The following is a 17820-nucleotide window of genomic DNA, read 5'->3' as shown; positions in this document are numbered from 1 at the left end:
CGTGGCCGATAATCCGCAGTCCCCAGGGGGCGTCGACCAAGCCGGACATCGCACGACCATGGACTTCGACAAGCTGCTCGTCTCCACGAAGTTCGCACCGCCGCACATCGGCTCGCGCTTCATTCCGCGCAAGCACCTGCTCGACCAGCTGCGCGACGGGCGGCGTTGCTCCTTCGTGCTGGTGACCGGCGGCGCGGGCTTCGGCAAGACCATCCTGCTGGCCCAGTGGCGACTGGAGCTGATGAAGGCCGGCGACGAGGTTTCGTGGCTGTCCCTGAGCCATGACGACAAGCAGCTCGCCAGCTTCGTCGCCTACCTGACCGCCGCCTTGCGGCGCCTGGGCATCGCGGTCGAGGACGAGATGCTGCTCGAAGGCCTCGAAGGCCTGGACGGCGACATCGCCAAGGCCACGGACAACGTGGTGGCCGCCACCCTCAATGCGGCGGCTGTCATCGCGAAGGACCTGTACCTCGTCATCGACGATTACCACCACGTCGATGACCAGCGTGCGCACCGGCTGGTGCAGAAGCTGATCGATCACTGCCCCGCCAACCTGCACATCGCCATCGCCTCGCGGGCAGCGCCGCCGCTGCTCCTCAGCCGCCTGCGCGTGCTGGGCCGCGTCACCGAGATCGGCTTCGGCGAGCTGCCCTTCAACGCGGATGAAACGCGCAGCTTTCTTGCGCAGAACCTCGGCACGGTCAGGCTCAATGCCGAAGAGGTGCGCCTGATCCACGACAAGACCAGCGGCTGGCCGGCAAGCCTGGAGCTGATGGCGATCATGCTGCGATCGCGCCCCGAGACCCGTGCGCGCCTGCGCGAACTCGGCTGGAGCTCGGCCGACCTGCAGGCCTATCTTGCGGAAGAGGTGGTGGCCCATCTGCCGCCGGAGATGATCGACTTCATGGAGCAGGTGTCGGTGTGCCGGCGCTTCAACGTCGAGCTGGCCGAAGCCGTCACGGGTGGCAATGCGGCGGCGCTGATCCGGCGCGCCGAGGACGAGAACCTGCTGATGTACCGCGTCGAGTCGGACGACCGATTGCCCTGGTATCGCTTCCATCCGCTGTTCGGCGAGTTCCTTGCGGCGCGCCTGGAGCGACGCGGCGCAGCGCATGTCGACGCGCTGCACCGGCGCGCCAGCCGCTGGTTCGCGGAGCATGGCCTGCTGGGGGAGGCGGTGCGCCATGCGGTGTGGGGTGGTGAACTGGAATTCGCCGCCGATGCGATCGACCAGGCGGCCAAGGAGACCTGGAGCCTGAGTTTCATCAGCCTCATGCTGAACCTGCTGGATCGCCTGCCGCAGGAGACACTGTTCGCGCATCCGCGCCTCTTCTTCCTGGGATGCCTGACCTTGTCGATGACGGCACGCCATGCGAAGGCGGAACGCTGGCTCGCGCAAATTCGCGAGAGCGGCGCGGCAAGGAACCCTGCGATCTCTTCGAAGCTGCCGCTGGCGGATGCGGCGGTGGCGATGCAGCGCGACGACACGCAGCGCTGCATCGACCTGCTGGAACCCTTGCACGGCATCGTGTCCGAGAGCCCCTACCTGCTTCACTTCTACCTGTGCCTGCTCGGGTACGCCTATGCCTCGGTCGGCCGCCATGCGGATGCCTACAAGCTGCTGGACGACAACCCCATCGACCCCGCCGAGCGCAAGAACGACATCGCCCTGGTCGCCGAAGGTTCGCGCGCGCTGCTGTTGCTGACCGAGGGCAATGTGCGGGAGGCTGCGCGCATCGGTGGCGAGCTGGTCGGCGTGGCGGAATCGCTGCACGGGCGGCGCTCGGTCAGCGCGTCGGTCACCGCCGCCACGCTGGGCGAGTCCTGCTACGAACTCGACCGCCTCGACGAAGCGCGCGAGCTGCTGGCCAACCGCGCGCGGCTGGTGATGCAGGCCTCCATGCCGCCGGTGATGCTGAGCGCCGCGCTGGTCACGGCCCGGCTCGATCTGATGCACACCTCGTCAGAGGCCGTGCTGACTTTTCTCGACGCGCAGGCCGTGCACTACCAGGGGCTGGGATTGCACCGGCTCGTCGCCTGCATGCAATCGGAACAGATCCGGATCCTGCTGAACATCGGACAGAGGGCTCGCGCGGGACAGGTGGCGGCGCGACTGAACGAGCTGGGAACGAGTCATCGCAACGCAGATGGCGTGCGTGCCGAGATCCCCGCTGTGGCGGCGCTGGCGCGGGCCCGCATGGCGCTCGCGGGCAACGATCCCAACGAGGCGCTGCTGGCCTTGCAGGTCGCGCGCGCGCATGCGCAGAAGTACAGGCATGCGCGCATGCAGGTGCAGGAGAACCTGCTGGCGGCCTTCGCGCTCGATGAACTCAAGCGCTTCGACGACACGAGCGCGCGTCTGGTGGAAGCGGTGCAGATCGCATCGCGCTTCGGCCTGCTGCGCATGCTGCTCGACGAAGGGCCGCGCGCCGGTGTGCTGCTGGCCGGTGTGAGGGGCGATGCGCGGATCGACGAGGCGGCGGCCGCGCACCTCGAAGACCTGCTCGCGCGCTTCGGCAAGGCGGAGGGAGCGCGCCCGGCCCCGCCGCTTCGCAGCAGTGCCAAGGTGCCCGAGGGTGTCAACCTCACGCCGCGCGAACTCGAGATCCTGGGACTGGTGGCGCAGGCGATGACGAACAAGCGCATCGCACTCACGCTCAACATCTCGCTGGACACGGTGAAGTGGAACGTGCGCAACATCCTGACGAAGCTCGATCTGTCGAGCCGCTATGACGCGATGTCGTGGGCGCGCAAGCAGGGCCTGATCGAGTAGCCGGGCCTGCTCGGCACCTCGGGGTTTACGAGCCCCTCACACCCACCCACCCCAAAGTAAGGGGGTTCTGCAAGACCCCACCACCTAATCTCACCTCCACGCAATCGACTGCGATTCTGGAGATAAAGAGATGAGTTTTTCGCAAGCAAAGAAGGGCCTGGTCGGCTGGATCACGCTGGAACGTCCCAAGGCGATGAACGCCTTGAGCCGCGACATGATCGAAGGCATGACCGCCACGCTGCGCGCGTGGACGGACGACCCCGAAGTCCGCACCGTGGTGATCACTGGCACCGGCCCGGCGTTCTGCGCTGGTGCCGACTTGAAGACGGCTGGCGCAGCAGCAGCCCCCGGCGAGAAGGATTTTCTCGACCACATCGTCATCTTCTTCGACACCCTGCGCGCCTTCCCCAAGCCGACCATCGCGGCCGTCAACGGCCTGACGCTGGCCGGTGGCCTGGAAGCCGTGCTGGCCTGCGACATCGTGCTGGCTGCGAAGAGCGCGCGCCTCGGCGACGGGCACTCGAACTTCGGCGTATTCCCCGGTGGCGGCGGCGCGGCGATCCTGCCGCGCAAGGTGCCGGCCAACGTGGCCAAGTACCTGCTGTTCACGGGCGACGCGATCTCCGCCGACGAGATGAAAGCCTGCGGCCTCGTCAACGAAGTCGTCGCCGACGAAGAACTCGCCGACCGCGCGCAGGCGCTGGGCGAGAAGTTCGCGAAGAAGAGCCCGCTGGTGCTGGCCCGCATGAAGAAGGTGGCCAACGAGGCCGCCGACAAGTCCACCGCCGACGCACTGCGTCACGAGCTGCACGAGCTGCGCGACCACCAGCGCTCGTGGGACATCCAGGAAGGCCTGAATGCCTTCGTCGAGAAGCGCCAGCCGCAGTTCAAGGGCTATTGAGGCGGACACCATGAAAAGCTACGAAACCCTCGCCGACCTGAAGCCCCTCGTGGGCGAAGTCATCGGCACCAGCGACTGGGTCTTCATCGACCAACGGCGCATCAACATGTTCGCGGAGTGCACCGGCGACATGCAATGGATCCACGTCGATGCGGAGCGCGCGAAGCACGGCCCCTTCGGCACGCCGATCGCGCATGGCTTCCTGACGCTGAGCCTGATGTCCGCCTTCATGGGGACGGGCTTCGAGATCCGCAAGAGCCTGATGGGCGTGAACTACGGGCTCAACAAGGTTCGCTTCATCAAGCCGGTGCCGGTGAACAGCCGCGTGCGTGGCCACTTCAAGCTGGTGGGTTGGGACGCGATCGACAACGGTGGCGCGCAACTCACGATCGAAGTGTCGATGGAACTGGAAGGTTCGGACAAGCCCGTCTGCGTGGCCGAGTCCATCACCCGCCGCTACTGATTTTTTCAACAACGTCCGCATGCCCGGCGATCGCTCCGATCGGCCGGCAGGGGATTCCTTTTGTTCAATTTTGAGGAGAGAGAAATGACGATTCGATTTGACGGCCGCGTGGCCATCGTGACCGGCGCCGGCAACGGCCTGGGCCGTGTGCATGCACTGGAACTGGCCCGCCGTGGCGCCAGGCTCGTGATCAACGACTTCGGCGGCAGCCGCGACGGCAAGGGCGGCTCGTCCGAAGCCGCGCAGAAGGTCGTGGAGGAAATCCGCGCTGCGGGTGGCGAGGCCATCAGCAATGGCGCGAACGTCTGCGACTTCGAGCAGGTGCAGGAGATGGTGGCGCAGACCAAGGCCGAATGGGGCCGCGTCGACGTGCTCATCAACAACGCCGGCATCCTGCGCGACAAGACCTTCTCGAAGATGGAGATGGCGGACTTCCGTGCCGTCGTGGACGTGCATCTGATGGGCTCGGCGCATTGCAGCAAGGCCGTGTGGGAGACGATGCGGGAGCAGAACTACGGCCGCATCCTCATGACGACCTCGGCCTCGGGCCTGTTCGGCAACTTCGGCCAGGCCAACTACGGCGCCGCCAAGATGGCGCTGGTCGGCCTCATGCACATGCTGCACGTCGAAGGCGCGAAGAACAACATCCGCGTCAACACCATCGCACCGATCGGCGCCACGCGAATGACCGAGGACGTGATGCCGCCCGAGATGCTCGCCGCGGTGCAGCCCGAGAAGGTGACGCCGGCTGCCCTGTTCCTCGTGAGCGAGAACGCGCCGTCCCGCATCACGCTGTCCGCCGGTGGGGGTGCCTTCACCTCGACGCGCCTCGTCGATACCGAGCCCGTCTACCTCGCGGGCGCCGATTGCTCCGTCGAGGGCGTCGCGGAGTGCTTCGCCAGCATCACCGACTGGGACACGCAGCGCCCGTACGAGCATTCGAACGGCCAGGTCCAGGTGCTGATGGAAGCCGTCATGAACGGCCTGAAGGCCAGGGCCTGAGGCCCAGCTGCAACGAGTGCCGCAGCCCTGCCTCTTCACACCGCGTTTTTCCGCGCAACAAGACCATCACCAGAAGATTTCCGAGGAGATAGACACATGAATCGTTCCAGACCGGCAGGGTTTCCCCATGCGCGTCGCCACGCCTTGAGCATCGCCACGCTGGCGCTCTGCGCAGCCGCTTGCGGCAGCGCCGGTGCCTTCGAGTTCGACACCGGCAACGACGACGTCCAGGTTCGCCTGGACAACACGGTCCGCTACAACTACGGCAAGCGTGTGCAGGGGCAGGACAGCACCATCATCGCCAACCCGAACTACGACGACGGCAACCGCAATTTCGCCAAGGGCGACACGATCAACAACCGCGTCGACGTGCTCACCGAGTTCGACGTGGTCTACCAGAAGAAGTTCGGTGCGCGCGTGAGCGCCGCCTCGTGGTACGACGCCGCCTACTCGGGTGGCTTCGCCAACACCAGCCTGGCCACGGAGAACCACATCGCCTATGGCCAACCGGCCTTCGGCCTGAGTGATTACGCCAAGCGCTACTACGAAGGCCCGTCCGGCGAAATCATGGACGCGTTCGTCTTCGGCTCCGCGGACATCGCGGGCATGCCCCTGAGCATGCGGCTGGGTCGCCACACGGTGAACTGGGGTGAGTCGCTGCTGGGTGCCGGTGCGATCCACGGCATCTCCTACGGCCAGGCGCCGCTCGACCAGGGCAAGGCGCTCGCGGTCCCGGGCATCGAGGCCAAGGAGCTCTACATCCCGCGCAACCAGGTCTCCGCGCAGTTGCAGGCCACGCCGGAACTGGCCTTCGCCGGGCAGTACTTCCTGGAGTGGCGTCCCACCCGCGTCCCCGAGTCGGGCACCTACCTGGGCTTTGGCGACTTCTACCAGTTCGGCGGCCAATCGCTCATCAACCCGGCGCTGCCCGGCGGTCGCGCCTACCGCGGCAATGACATCACGCCGAAGGAAAGCGGCGACTGGGGCGTGATGGCGCGCTGGAGCCCGCAGTGGCTCGACGGCACGCTGGGCTTCTACGCCCGCAACCTCTCCGACACCATCCCGCAGGTGGTATTGCTCGCCGGTGCGAAGAGCCAGTACTTCTTCAATTACGCGTCGGACATCGACATGTACGGCATGAGCCTTTCGAAGCAGATCGCTGGCATCAGCTTCGGGCTCGACGTGAACTACCGCCGCAACATGCCGCTGGTCAGCGACATCGTCTCCGTCCGGTCCGCAAGCCAGTTGCCGGCGCGGGGCGAGACGCTGGGTGCGCGCGGCGATACGGCGCACGTCGTGCTCAATGCGATCGGCAGCGTCGGCGCAACGCCCTTCTTCAGCAGCGCCACGTGGTCCACCGAGTTGACCTTCAGCCAATGGCTGTCAGTGACGCAGGGCGCGCAGTACTTCAAGGGACGCGATGGCTACACGGCCATCGACCGTGTCTCGAGGAATGCCGTCGGACTCGCGCTGAACTTCACGCCGACCTGGTACCAGGTCTTCCCGGGCATGGACCTGTCGATGCCGCTGAGCTACTCCAGGGGCCTCTCGGGCAACTCGGCCGTGGCGACGGGCGGCAGCAAGAACGCGGGCAGCTTCGGCGTAGGCCTCGGGCTCGACGTGTACAGCAAGTACCGCTTCGACCTGAAGTACGTCGGCTACTTCGGCGACAACGCGCTCAACCCCGCCGGCACGGCGGTGGTAACCGCCAATGGCAGCCAGGCCCTGCTCAAGGACCGCGGCGCCGTCTATCTCACCTTCAAGACAACCTTCTAACGGAGACAAGCATCATGAAAAAACTTACCTCAGCATTGTTCTGCGCGGGGCTGCTGTCCGCGCCATTCAGCGCGGCGATCGCCGGCGTGTCCGCCGACGAAGCGAAGAAGCTCGGCACCGAACTCACCCAGGTCGGCGCCGAGAAGGCCGGCAACAAGGACGGCACCATCCCCGCATACACGGGCGGCCTCACCACGCCACCCGCTGGCTTCGACAAGGACAAGGGCGTGCGCCCCGACCCGTTCGCCAGCGAGAAGCCGGTGCTGCAGATCGACGCGAAAAACGTCGACAAGTTCGCCGACAAGCTGACCGAAGGCACCAAGGCGCTGATCAAGGCCAATGCCGACTACCGTGTCGACGTTTATCCGACGCATCGCACCGCGGCGTACCCGTCCTTCGTGGTGGAGAACACGCTGAAGAACGCAACGCGCGGCAAGCTCTCGGACAACGGGCTGGCTTTGACCGGCGCGCGCGGCGGCATTCCCTTCCCGATTCCCAAGACCGGCAACGAGGTGATGTTCAATCACATCGCCCGCTGGCAGGGACTGTCCACTGTCATGCCCAAGTACTCGGCCTACAACATCGACGCGGCAGGCAAGCTGGTGCTGAGCACGCAGGGCGTGTGGACGGTGGAGTTGCCCTTCTACGACGACAGCAACGCCGCGTATCCGACGCTCATCACGCGCGCCAAGGCCAACTACACCGGTCCGGCCCGCCGGGCCGGCGAGTCGGTGATGACCAACGACTTCGTCGACGACGCCAAGGGCCGCCGTGCCTACCAGTACCTGCCCGGCCAGCGCCGCGTGCGCCTGGCGCCGGACCTGTCCTTCGACACGCCCAACTCCAGCACCGGCGGCATGTCGACCATCGACGACATCTACCTCTTCAACGGCAGCCAGGAGCGCTACAACTTCAAGCTGGTCGGCAAGAAGGAGATGGTCGTTCCCTACAACGACTACCGCTTCGTCTACCACGACAAGCCGGAAGACCTGTTCAAGCCCAAGTTCATCAACCCGGACTTCGTGCGCTGGGAACTGCACCGCATGTGGGTGGTGGAAGCCACGCTGAAGGAGGGCGCGCGCCACATCTATTCGCGCCGCACCTTCTACGTGGATGAGGACAGCTGGATGGTCCTGGCTTCCGACCAGTATGACGGGCGTGGCCAGCTCTGGCGCCCCGGCTTCGCGTACTTCACGCAGCACTACGAGTCGGCTGTGCCGAGCAATGCCGTGTCGGGCCACTATGACCTGATCGCCGGCACGTACTACATCAACCAGTGGCCGGGTGCGAGCGGCATCAAGGTGCTGAACACCCTGCAGTCCGATTCGAACTGGACTTCCGACGCGCTGGCGTCGCAAGGGGTCCGCTGAGCTCGCCGGGGCACGGGCTTGCCCATGCCCCTACCAATTTATCCAAGGGGACGCAGCCAGACCGCCTGTGCGGCGCCCCCGTCTTCCCTGGAGCAACCCATGTCGTTGCACATCCCCCAACTCATTCGATGGTCGCTGGTCGGAATGGTCGCTGTTGTCGCGGGCGCGGCACTGGGCCAACCGGCCTTCCAGTCGCCCTTGACCCTGCCTTCGGTGCAAAGCGCCCTGGCCAGTCGCGCCCCAGCCAATGCCCTGGCCATGGCCGGAACCCGCCTCGTGTCCGCCGGCCAGCGCGGACACATCCTGTACTCCGACGACCAAGGCAAGACCTGGGCGCAGGCCGCGGTGCCCGTCAGTTCGGACCTCACCGCCATCCATTTCGTCGATGCCCGCCACGGCTGGGCGACCGGCCATGAAGGCGTGATCCTCCACAGCGCCGACAGCGGCGCGACCTGGCAAGTGCAACTGGACGGCGAGCGCGCCGCCCAACTGCTGGTGCACCAGTACGGTCAACCTTCGTCGCCCGGAGACGCCTCGGCCGAGCGTCTGGCGCGCGACGCGGCCACCTTCGCCAAGCAAGGCGCGGACAAGCCTTTCCTGGACGTCTACTTCGAGAACGAGCGCGAGGGCTTCGCCATCGGCGCCTTCAACCTGATCCTGCGGACCGCGGACGGCGGCAAGAGCTGGACGCCATGGCTGGATCGCGTCGACAACCCCGACTCCTTGCACCTCTATGCGATGCGGTCCGCCGCCGGCACGCTCTTCATGGTGGGCGAGCAGGGCCTGGTGCTCAAGCTGGACCGCGCGCAACGCAGGTTCGTGCGCGTCGAGCTTCCGTACAAGGGCACGCTGTTCGGGGTCATGGGAACGCCGCAGATGGTGATGGTGTATGGCCTGCGCGGCAACGCCTGGCGCAGCACCGACGGCGGCGCGACTTGGGCGCGTACCGACTCCGGCGTGAATGCCGGCCTCGTCAGCGGTGCGGCGGGCAAGGACGGCTCGATGCTGCTGGCCAGCCAGGCCGGGCAACTGTTGCGAAGCAAGGACCAAGGCGCCACCTTCGATCGCGTGCCGCTGGGCCGTGTGGCGCCCGTGTTCGCGCTCGCCACTTCCACCGCCCAAGGTGTGGCCCTGGCTGGACCGGACGGCGTGCGCATGGAATGGCTGAAAGACAAGGAGACAAATCGTGCTCAGTGACGACAACACCCAGGCCATGCCGGTGATCCGGGACCTGAAGGACTTCGACGCGCACAGCGGGAATCGCTTCGAGCGGCTCATCTTCAACAACCGCCTGATCGTGGTCGTGCTGTGCGCGCTGGCCACGGTGCTGCTCGGCTGGCAGTCGACACGGTTGACGCTCAATGCCGCGTTCGAGAAGACCATTCCTCTTCACCAGCCGTACATCCGCAACTTCCTGGACAACCGGGCCGAACTCAAGGGGCTTGGCAACGCGGTGCGCGTGGTGGTGGAGAACAAGCGCGGCGACATCTTCGAGCCGGCCTATCTGCAGGCGCTCAAGCAGATCAACGATGAACTGTTCCTGACGCCGGGCGTGGACCGCGCCAACGTCAAGTCGCTGTGGATGCCGGTGGTGCGCTGGAACGAGGTGACGGAGGAGGGCTTCACCGGCGCGCCCGTGATGCCCGACCGCTACGACGGCTCGCCGGCCAGTACAGAGCAGCTGCGCCAGAACATCGCCCGCGCGCAACTGCTGGGCAGCCTGGTGGGAACCGACTGGCGCTCCAGCATGATCTTCGTGCCGCTGCTGGACAAGGATGTTCGCACCGGCGCGCCGCTGGACTACAGCGCGCTTTCCAAGCAGCTGGAAGAGATGCGCAGCCGCTTCGCCCATGCGGGCGGCGCCGATGTGGAGATCAGAATCGTCGGCTTCGCCAAGGTGGTCGGCGACCTGCTCGACGGCCTCACGCAGGTCATGGGCTACTTCGCCGTGGCAGCCGTCATTGCCGCCGCCATCCTCTTCGGCTGGACGCGCTGCGTGCGCAGCACGGGGCTGGTGCTGGCCTGCTCGCTGGTTGCGGTGCTGTGGCAACTCGGGCTCGTGACACTGCTGGGCTACGAGCTCGATCCGTATTCGATCCTGGTGCCCTTCCTCGTGTTCGCCATCGGCGTGAGCCATGGCGCGCAGAAGATGAACGGCATCATGCAGGACGTGGCGCGCGGAACGCACCGGCTGGTCGCGGCGCGCTACACCTTCCGCCGCCTGTTCCTCGCGGGCCTCACGGCGCTGGTGGCCGATGCGGTGGGCTTCGCGGTGCTGATGCTGATCGACATCCCGGTGATCCAGGAACTGGCGATCACGGCCAGCCTCGGCGTGGCGCTGCTGGTGGTCACCAACCTGGTGCTGCTCCCCGTGATGCTGTCTTACACCGGTGTGGGTGCGAAGGCGGCCGAGCGCAGCCTGCGTGCCGAGCAGCGCGGCTCGGGCGGCATGTGGCGCTGGCTGGAACGCTTTGCAGAGCGCCGTTGGGCTTCCGTCGCGCTGGCTGTTGCAGCCGTGATGGCCGTCGCCGGGTTTGCCGTGAGCACGCAGTTGCGCGTGGGTGACCTCGATCCGGGCGCGTCGGAGCTGCGCCCCCATTCGCGCTACAACCTGGACAACGCCTACATCAACGGCAAGTACTCCTTGTCCAGCGACCAGTTCGCGGTGATCGTCAAGACGCCGCCCGAAGGCTGCCTGACCTACCAGACACTGATGGAAGCCGACCGCCTCGGCTGGGCGTTGCAGCAGGTGCCGGGCGTGCAGAGCACGGTGTCGCTGGCCGACGCGGTGCGCAAGATCACGGCCGGCTCCTACGAGGGCAACCCCAAGTGGCTCAGCATCTCGCCCAACCAGGACGTGCTGAACTATGCCGCGCGCACGGCCATCACCAGCAACCCCGAGCTGTTCAACACCGAATGCTCTGTGATGCCGGTGATCGCCTACCTGGCCGACCACAAGGCCGACACGCTGGAGCGCGTGGTGCAGGCCGCTTCGACATTTGCAGAGGTGCACAGCACGCCTGAGCACAAGTTCCTGCTGGCCGCCGGCAGCGCCGGCATCGAGGCCGCGACCAACATCGTGGTCAAGCAGGCCAACGTGAGCATGCTGTTCTACGTGTACGCAGCGGTGATCGTGCTGTGCTTCATCACCTTCCGCTCGTGGCGCGCCGTGGTGGTGGCGGTGCTGCCGCTGGCCCTCACCTCCATCCTGTGCGAGGCCTTGATGGTCGCGCTGGGCATGGGCGTGAAAGTGGCGACGCTGCCGGTGATTGCGCTGGGCGTGGGCATTGGGGTGGACTACGCGCTGTACCTGCTGAGCATCCAGCTGGCGCGCCAGCGCGCGGGCTGCACGCTGGCCGAGGCCTACCGCGAGGCACTGCGCTTCACCGGCAAGGTGGTGGCGTTGGTCGGCGTCACGCTGGCGGCGGGCGTGGTCACCTGGGCCTGGTCGCCGATCAAGTTCCAGGCCGACATGGGCATCCTGCTGACATTCATGTTCGTGTGGAACATGCTGGGTGCGCTGGTACTGATTCCCGCGCTGTCGCACTTCCTGTTGCGCGGCGTCGGAGCAAAAGCGCATGTCGATCCCGACCGTCGTCGTGTAACCGGGCCTGCGGAAGCCGTTCCGACGGAAGCCTGCGTGGCCACGACGGCGCAGACCTGATCCTCCTTGTGATTGCATGCAATGACCGACAACTCGACCGCCTTCCTGAGCGAACAGGTAATCATGATCCGCGACAGCGCCCGCAAGGTGGCGCAGGAAGTCGTGGCACGGACCGAAGCCGAGCGCGACGGCACCGGCGCGTGGACTCACGCTGAACTGAAGACCGCCGGCGAACTCGGCTTCATGGGCATGCTCACGCCCGACGCCCATGGCGGCTCGGGCGCGAGCTTCGTGGAGTACTGCCTGGCCATCGCAGAGTTCGCGGCGACCGATGCCGGCTTCGCGACGCTGATGCACGTGCACAACCCGGTTGGCTTCATGATCTCGAAGTCGGGCACCGCGCAGAAGACGTGCGCGTGACCAGGATCCATGAGGGCACGGGCCGCGTCCAGAAGCTCATCATCGGGCGCAGCCTGGGCTGAGGTGGCACTCGATCATTTGACTGAAGGTCCAGGCGTCCACGGGAAATGATCCGGATGGACGACGGAGCGCGCGCGCCGCCACGGCAGCGCAGGCGCTCCCGCGAGCCGAAGCGCTTGCGCCGCCTCAGGCCCGCGTGATCACGACCTCGAGGTACTCGCTGGGGATCACCAGCGTCTGGCTGCCCTTGCGCGAGAACTGCTTCATCAGCGCCACCAGGTCTTCCGCCAATGCATCCTGCCCCGGTGCATCCAGCGCAGCGAAAGCCTTGAGCATCGGCCCGTAGTAGTTGCGGAACACTTCCAGCATGTGCTCCGGCGAGCGGTAGCGGAAGTTGAACTCGCGCGATTGCGTTTCCACCTGCGCTGCCGCCGCGCCGAACCAGTCGACGACATGGCTGCGGCTTCCCCACAACGCCGGCGAGCTCACGCCGGCCGGCGGCGTCACATGCTTGCCGATGGTCTTGAACACCTGCCCGATGAAGCCGGTCGGCGTCCAGTTGGCCATGCCGATGCGGCCGCCGCTGCGGCATACGCGCAGCAGTTCCGAGGCCACGCGCGGCGGGTTGGGCGCGAACATGCAGCCGAAGGTCGACAGCACGGCATCGAAGCTCGCGTCGTCGAAAGGCAGCGCCTCGGCGTCGGCCTCGCGGAAGTCGATGTTGTGCAGCCGCTCGGCTGTGGCGCGCTCCCGTCCGCGCTCCAGCAGGGCAGGGACGTAGTCGGTCGAGGTCACCTCGCACCAGCGGCGCGCGGCGGCCAGCGTGGCGTTGCCGTTGCCGGCGGCCACGTCGAGGACACGCGCGCCGGCCTGCAGGTCGACCGCCTCGCACAGGGTCTCGCCGACGATTTGCAAGGTGGTGCCGACCACGGCATAGTCGCCCGAAGCCCAGGTGGCCTTCTGGCGGGTCTTGATCGCGGCGAAGTCGGGTGCGGCGGCGGGCTCCGGGGTGGCGACGGCGGCGGACGATGTGCTCATGGCGTGGCTCCAGGGTTCAGGGTTGAAGGGTGCGGCCCGGTCGGGCCAGCGTGACGGCCGTTGCGCTGGCGGGGTCCGGCCGTCGCCTTCGACTTTGAAACGCGGGCGTGGAAGCCGGCGTGGTAAACGGCGTGGAAATTCAGTTGGAGAGCGACCAACGCAGATGCAAACGGACCGCATTCCCGTGCTGACGCTGCAACTGTTCGGCCCATTGGCGGTGCATCGCGCCGGCGCGCCGCTCGCCCTTCCCGCCTCGCGCAAGGTGCGCGCGCTGCTGGCCTATCTGGCGCTGGCCAGGCGCGACACGTCGCGCAGCCATCTGTGCGAACTGCTGTGGGATGTGCCCGGCGATCCGCGCGGGGAGCTGAGGTGGTGCCTGAGCAAGCTGCGCGCCGTGCTGGACGAGCCCGGCCGGACGCGCGTGGTGACGAACGGCGACGGCGTATCACTCGACCTGGCGGACTGCAGCGTCGATGCGCTGCAGGTGACCGAAGCATTGCAGCAGGGTGTCGCGGCGCTCCCGGCCGACCGGCTGCAGGCGCTGTCGGCCCTGTTCGGCACGCGCGATCTGCTGGAGGGCCTCGACCTGCCGCATTCGCCGGTTTTCACCGGCTGGCTGGTCGCCCAGCGCCGGCACTTCCGCGCGGCCCATGCGGCGGTGCTGGAGCACTGGGTCCGGGCGCTGCCGCTCGCCAGCGACACCGCGACGGCGGCACTGGAACGATGGCTCGCCATCGCGCCGTTCGACCGCCATGCCCACGAGCACCTGCTGGAGGCGCTCGCCCGGCGCGGGCGCCTGCGCGAGGGCGAGGAGCACCTGGCCGAAACGGCGCGCCAGTACGAAGCCGAGGGGCTGGACTGGATACCGATCGGGCGAGCCTGGCAGGCCGCGAAGGCGCGCCATGCCGTCGGGTCCCCGGCGTCTTCCGTCGCCGCTGCGACCCACCCCGACGCGGCGCCGCAGGAAGCCCCGGCAGTGGCCCGCCGCGCATCGCTCGCGATCACGCCGTTCGTGGACCAGGCGCCGGGCGCCACGCTGCGCGGCGGCCTGGGCGATGGCATGACGCACGACATCATCACGCGGCTCTCCAAGCTGCGCAGCATGTTCGTGATCGCAGAGGGCACGATGTTCGCGCTGGCCGATCGGCGCGTGGCCTCCGAAGACGCCGGCCGCCGGCTGGACGCGGACTACGTCGCCAGCGGCTGGCTGCGGCGCGGGCCCGGCGCGCGCCTGGGCGTGAGCGTGCAGCTCACGGCCACGCGCAGCGCACAAGTCGTCTGGGCGCAGGAGTTCGAAGGCAGGCTCGACGACACCTTCGCGGTGCTCGACGAGATCGGCAACCGCATCGTCACCGCCATTGCCAGCCAGATCGAGATGGCGGAGCGCAACCGGGCCATCCTCAAGAACCCCAGTTCGCTCGATGCCTGGGAGGCGCACCATCGCGGCCTCTGGCACATGGTGCGATTCAACCGCGAGGACAACGAACAGGCGCGTCACTTCTTCCAGTCCGCGGTGCGCCTGGACCCGACCTTCGCGCGACCGCACGCCGGCCTGTCCTTCACGCATTTCCAGGATGCCTTCCTGGACTGGCGCGAGCGTGGCCCGGCCATCGAAGAGGCCTACCGCGCCGCCGCCGAAGGCGTCATGGCCGACGAGCTCGATCCCGCTTCGCACTGGGCGCTCGGGCGCGCGATGTGGCTGAAAGACCGGCAAGGCGAGGCGCTCGGCGAACTGCAGACCGCGATAGAGCTGAGTCCGAATTTCGCGCTGGGCCACTACACGCTGGCCTTCGTGCATTCGCAGTCCGGCGATCCGCACGCCGCCATCGGCGAGTCGGACCACGCGCGTGCGCTGAGTCCGCTGGACCCCTTGCTCTTCGCCATGCTGGCCTCGCGCGCGCTGGCGCTGGTGCGCCTGGGCCGCCACGAGGAGGCAGCCGACTGGGCCGTCAAGGCCGCGGCGCGTCCGAACGCGCACGTGCACATCCGTGCGATCGCGATGTTCTGCCTGGCACTGGCGGGCCGCATGCCAGAGGCGAGGGCGCTCGCGGCGGCGATCCACCGCACGCATGCTGCCTACGGCATCGAGGACTTCCTGCGGGCGTTCAAGTTCGACGCCCAGGCAGAGCTGTTGCTGCGCAAGGCGGCACGCCTTGTCGCATCGCACTGAAAAAAATGGAGACCGCCCCATCGGGTCAGACCTCGGCTTCGACATCGCCCGCAGCCACTTGCTCACGTGCCAACAGCCGCTCTTGTCTACCCATCCGTCGACAGGCGGAGTTCGCTGACAGCAGTGGCGGTCCCGGTACACGAACGGCTGCACCCAGTCTTGACCTGCCTCACGACAGCGCCAGCGATGACGTCCAGGCAGCCACCTCGACAAGGTCGAACGGGTTTGTCACTGTCCGCCCACCAGTCGTCGGCGTCATCGTGCATCCGGCGACGATTGGGCCAACACCCAGCCAGGCTAAATCAACCGATCCTCGAACTGGAAGTTCGTCAAATGCCGCACCAGCTCCGCCGCCAGCTTCGGCAGCGGCACATGCATGCGGTTGACGATCTTGCTTTCGCGCTTCGCCCACTCATCGGCAAGCCCGACGATCTGCAGCTTCATCGCGCGCACATGCCGCAGCGCCGACGAGCGCGGGATGATGCCGATGCCCACGCCCGCGGCCACCAGCATGCAGATCGATTCGAAGCTGCTGACCTGGATGCGGAACTCCAGGTTGCGCCCGATGGCGCGCGCCAGCGGCGGCAGGAAGCCCGCCAGCGCACTGCCTTCAGCCAGCGAAATGTGATCCGCGTCCAGCGTGTCGAGGAACTTCACCTGCGCCGACCCCGCGAGCGGGTGTCCCTGCGGCACCACCACCACCAGTTCGTCGCCGACGAAGTCGTGCACCTCCAGCCCTTCTGTGTCGACGTTGCCCGCGATGATGCCGATGTCGGCATGCGCCTCGTTGATGGCGATCACGATCTCCTGGCTCAGCCGCTCGCGCAGGTCGATGTGCACGTCGGGATGCTGTGCCAGGAATCCGCCCAGCGCCGATGGCAGCGCACTGCTGATCGACGTGGTGTTGGCCAGGATGCGGATGTGGCCCTTGACGCCGCTCGCGTACTCCTGCAGGTCGCACTTGAGGTGGTCGACCTGCTGCAGCACCAGCCGCGCATGGTGCAGCAGCGCCTCGCCGGCGGCGTTGAGCTCCACGCCTTGCGGCTTGCGATAGAACAGCTTGCTGCCGACGTTGTCCTCCAGCGTCTTGATGCGCGTGCTGGCCGCGGCGAGCGAGATGCAGGCGCGCTCGGCGCCGCGTCGCAGGTTGGATTCTTCCGCCACGAACACGAACAGGCGAAGGTCGAACAGGTCGAAGTGCATGGGGCGGCATTGTGCGGCAGCGGGCTGCATGCCGCGGCGAACACCCCCTTTGCCAAATACTGATGGCGCTGCCGGCCCGCCGCGGTCATTCTCCGCACCACCAAGGAGACACCACACATGACCCGATTCTTCAGCCGCACGCGGCGCGCATGGGCACAGGCGGCTTTCGCCGGCGCCCTGTCATTGGCATTCACGGCGCCCGCCTGGTCGCAGGCCGGCACCGTGCGGCTGGTGGTGGGCTACGCCGCCGGCGGCCCGGTCGATGCGGCCGCACGGCAGTTCGCACCGGCGCTGGCGAAGGAACTGGGTCGCACCGTCATCGTCGAGAACCGGGCCGGCGTGGCCGGCGCGCTCGGCGCCGAAAGCGTGGCCCGCGCACCGGCCGATGGCGCCACGCTGTACTTCGCGGCCAGCCCCACGCTGACCATCAGCCCGCACGTGCTCAAGTCGATGCCGATCGACCCGGTCAAGGACCTGACCCCGATCTCGCCAGTGTCGACCTATGCCAATGCACTGGTGGTCAACAAGGACCTGCCGATCCATGCCCTGGCTGAACTGATCGCCTATGCGAAGGCGAATCCCGGCAAGCTTTCCTATGGCTCGGCCGGCATGGGCGCGTCCAACCACCTGAGTGGCGAACTGTTCGCCAAGCAGATCGGGGCGACGCTCACGCATGTGCCGTACAAAGGCAATGCGCCGGCCATGACCGACGTGATCGGCGGCCAGCTCAGCATGATGTTCGACATCGTCAGCACGGCCCGCAACTACATCTCGTCCGGTCGCGTGAGGGCCATCGCCGTGACCTCGCGCGAACGCAACGCATCGTTGCCCGAGGTGCCCACGATGCGCGAGGCCGGCCTGCCGGGCTACGAGGTGATCGGCTGGTACGGCGTGTACGGGCCGGCCGCGATGCCCGCCGCGCTGGTCACGCAGGTCAATGCCGCCGTCAATCGCGCGCTGGCCGACGACGAACTCAAGAAGCAGTGGGTCGCCCAGGGCTACGACCTCTGGCCCGGCACGCCCGCGGTGCTCGCTGCGCAGCAGCGCAAGGACTTCGAGATGTGGCGCGGCGTGACCGGCGGCATCCGCTTCGAATGAGC

Annotated in this window: 13 protein-coding genes; 11 read left to right on the top strand and 2 right to left on the bottom strand. The window is 67.1% G+C overall.

The features are described from left to right. The first annotated feature begins 58 nt into the window (after positions 1 to 58). From WKW82_RS04005 to WKW82_RS03965, 9 genes are all read left to right on the top strand, one after another. Entirely contained in the window at positions 59 to 2773 is a 2715-nt protein-coding gene (locus WKW82_RS04005; protein WP_340340963.1) for a winged helix-turn-helix domain-containing protein, read from the top strand. A 130-nt stretch (positions 2774 to 2903) separates the two neighbouring features. Beyond that, positions 2904 to 3674 (top strand): enoyl-CoA hydratase/isomerase family protein, encoded by a 771-nt coding sequence (locus WKW82_RS04000; RefSeq protein WP_340340962.1) that lies wholly within the window; start codon positions 2904 to 2906, stop codon positions 3672 to 3674. Positions 3675 to 3684: 10 nt separating this feature from the next. Continuing rightward, positions 3685 to 4137: a MaoC family dehydratase gene (locus WKW82_RS03995; protein WP_340338885.1), complete on the top strand. Its 453-nt coding sequence runs from the start codon at positions 3685 to 3687 to the stop codon at positions 4135 to 4137. An 84-nt stretch (positions 4138 to 4221) separates the two neighbouring features. Then, the gene (locus tag WKW82_RS03990; RefSeq protein WP_340340961.1) at positions 4222 to 5139 is read left to right on the top strand and encodes an SDR family NAD(P)-dependent oxidoreductase; all 918 of its coding nucleotides are present in this window, start codon (positions 4222 to 4224) and stop codon (positions 5137 to 5139) included. A gap of 96 nt (positions 5140 to 5235) precedes the next feature. Further along, entirely contained in the window at positions 5236 to 6915 is a 1680-nt protein-coding gene (locus WKW82_RS03985) for a DUF1302 domain-containing protein (protein ID WP_340340960.1), read from the top strand. 14 nt (positions 6916 to 6929) lie between these two features. Then, positions 6930 to 8285 carry a DUF1329 domain-containing protein gene (locus WKW82_RS03980; RefSeq protein ID WP_340340959.1) on the top strand — a complete coding sequence of 452 codons (1356 nt, stop codon included), beginning with the start codon at positions 6930 to 6932 and terminating at the stop codon, positions 8283 to 8285. 99 nt (positions 8286 to 8384) lie between these two features. Further along, a complete protein-coding gene (locus WKW82_RS03975) occupies positions 8385 to 9482 on the top strand; it encodes a WD40/YVTN/BNR-like repeat-containing protein (protein WP_340340958.1) in 1098 nt (365 codons plus the stop codon). A 16-nt stretch (positions 9483 to 9498) separates the two neighbouring features. Continuing rightward, entirely contained in the window at positions 9499 to 11949 is a 2451-nt protein-coding gene (locus tag WKW82_RS03970) for an efflux RND transporter permease subunit (protein ID WP_340341452.1), read from the top strand. A gap of 21 nt (positions 11950 to 11970) precedes the next feature. Then, the gene (locus WKW82_RS03965) at positions 11971 to 12309 is read left to right on the top strand and encodes an acyl-CoA dehydrogenase family protein (RefSeq protein WP_340340957.1); all 339 of its coding nucleotides are present in this window, start codon (positions 11971 to 11973) and stop codon (positions 12307 to 12309) included. A gap of 186 nt (positions 12310 to 12495) precedes the next feature. Here the strand turns inward: WKW82_RS03965 and WKW82_RS03960 are convergent, their stop codons facing one another. Beyond that, on the bottom strand, positions 12496 to 13347 hold the full coding sequence (locus WKW82_RS03960) for a class I SAM-dependent methyltransferase (protein ID WP_340340956.1): 852 nt from the start codon (positions 13345 to 13347) through the stop codon (positions 12496 to 12498). A gap of 163 nt (positions 13348 to 13510) precedes the next feature. Here WKW82_RS03960 and WKW82_RS03955 point away from each other — a divergent pair, with 163 nt between their 5' ends. Next, the gene (locus tag WKW82_RS03955; protein ID WP_340340955.1) at positions 13511 to 15517 is read left to right on the top strand and encodes a transcriptional regulator; all 2007 of its coding nucleotides are present in this window, start codon (positions 13511 to 13513) and stop codon (positions 15515 to 15517) included. Positions 15518 to 15814: 297 nt separating this feature from the next. Here the strand turns inward: WKW82_RS03955 and WKW82_RS03950 are convergent, their stop codons facing one another. Then, on the bottom strand, positions 15815 to 16720 hold the full coding sequence (locus tag WKW82_RS03950) for a LysR family transcriptional regulator (protein WP_340340954.1): 906 nt from the start codon (positions 16718 to 16720) through the stop codon (positions 15815 to 15817). 117 nt (positions 16721 to 16837) lie between these two features. Here WKW82_RS03950 and WKW82_RS03945 point away from each other — a divergent pair, with 117 nt between their 5' ends. Beyond that, positions 16838 to 17818, top strand: a complete 981-nt coding sequence (locus tag WKW82_RS03945; protein WP_340340953.1) for a Bug family tripartite tricarboxylate transporter substrate binding protein — start codon at positions 16838 to 16840, stop codon at positions 17816 to 17818. Positions 17819 to 17820: the final 2 nt, after the last annotated feature.

It is taken from the genome of Variovorax rhizosphaerae, assembly GCF_037889975.1.
GTDB classification, from domain to species: Bacteria; Pseudomonadota; Gammaproteobacteria; order Burkholderiales; family Burkholderiaceae_C; genus Variovorax; species Variovorax rhizosphaerae.
The sequence above is the reverse complement of the archived record's forward strand: the minus strand, read 5'-3'. Positions and strand labels throughout refer to the sequence as shown.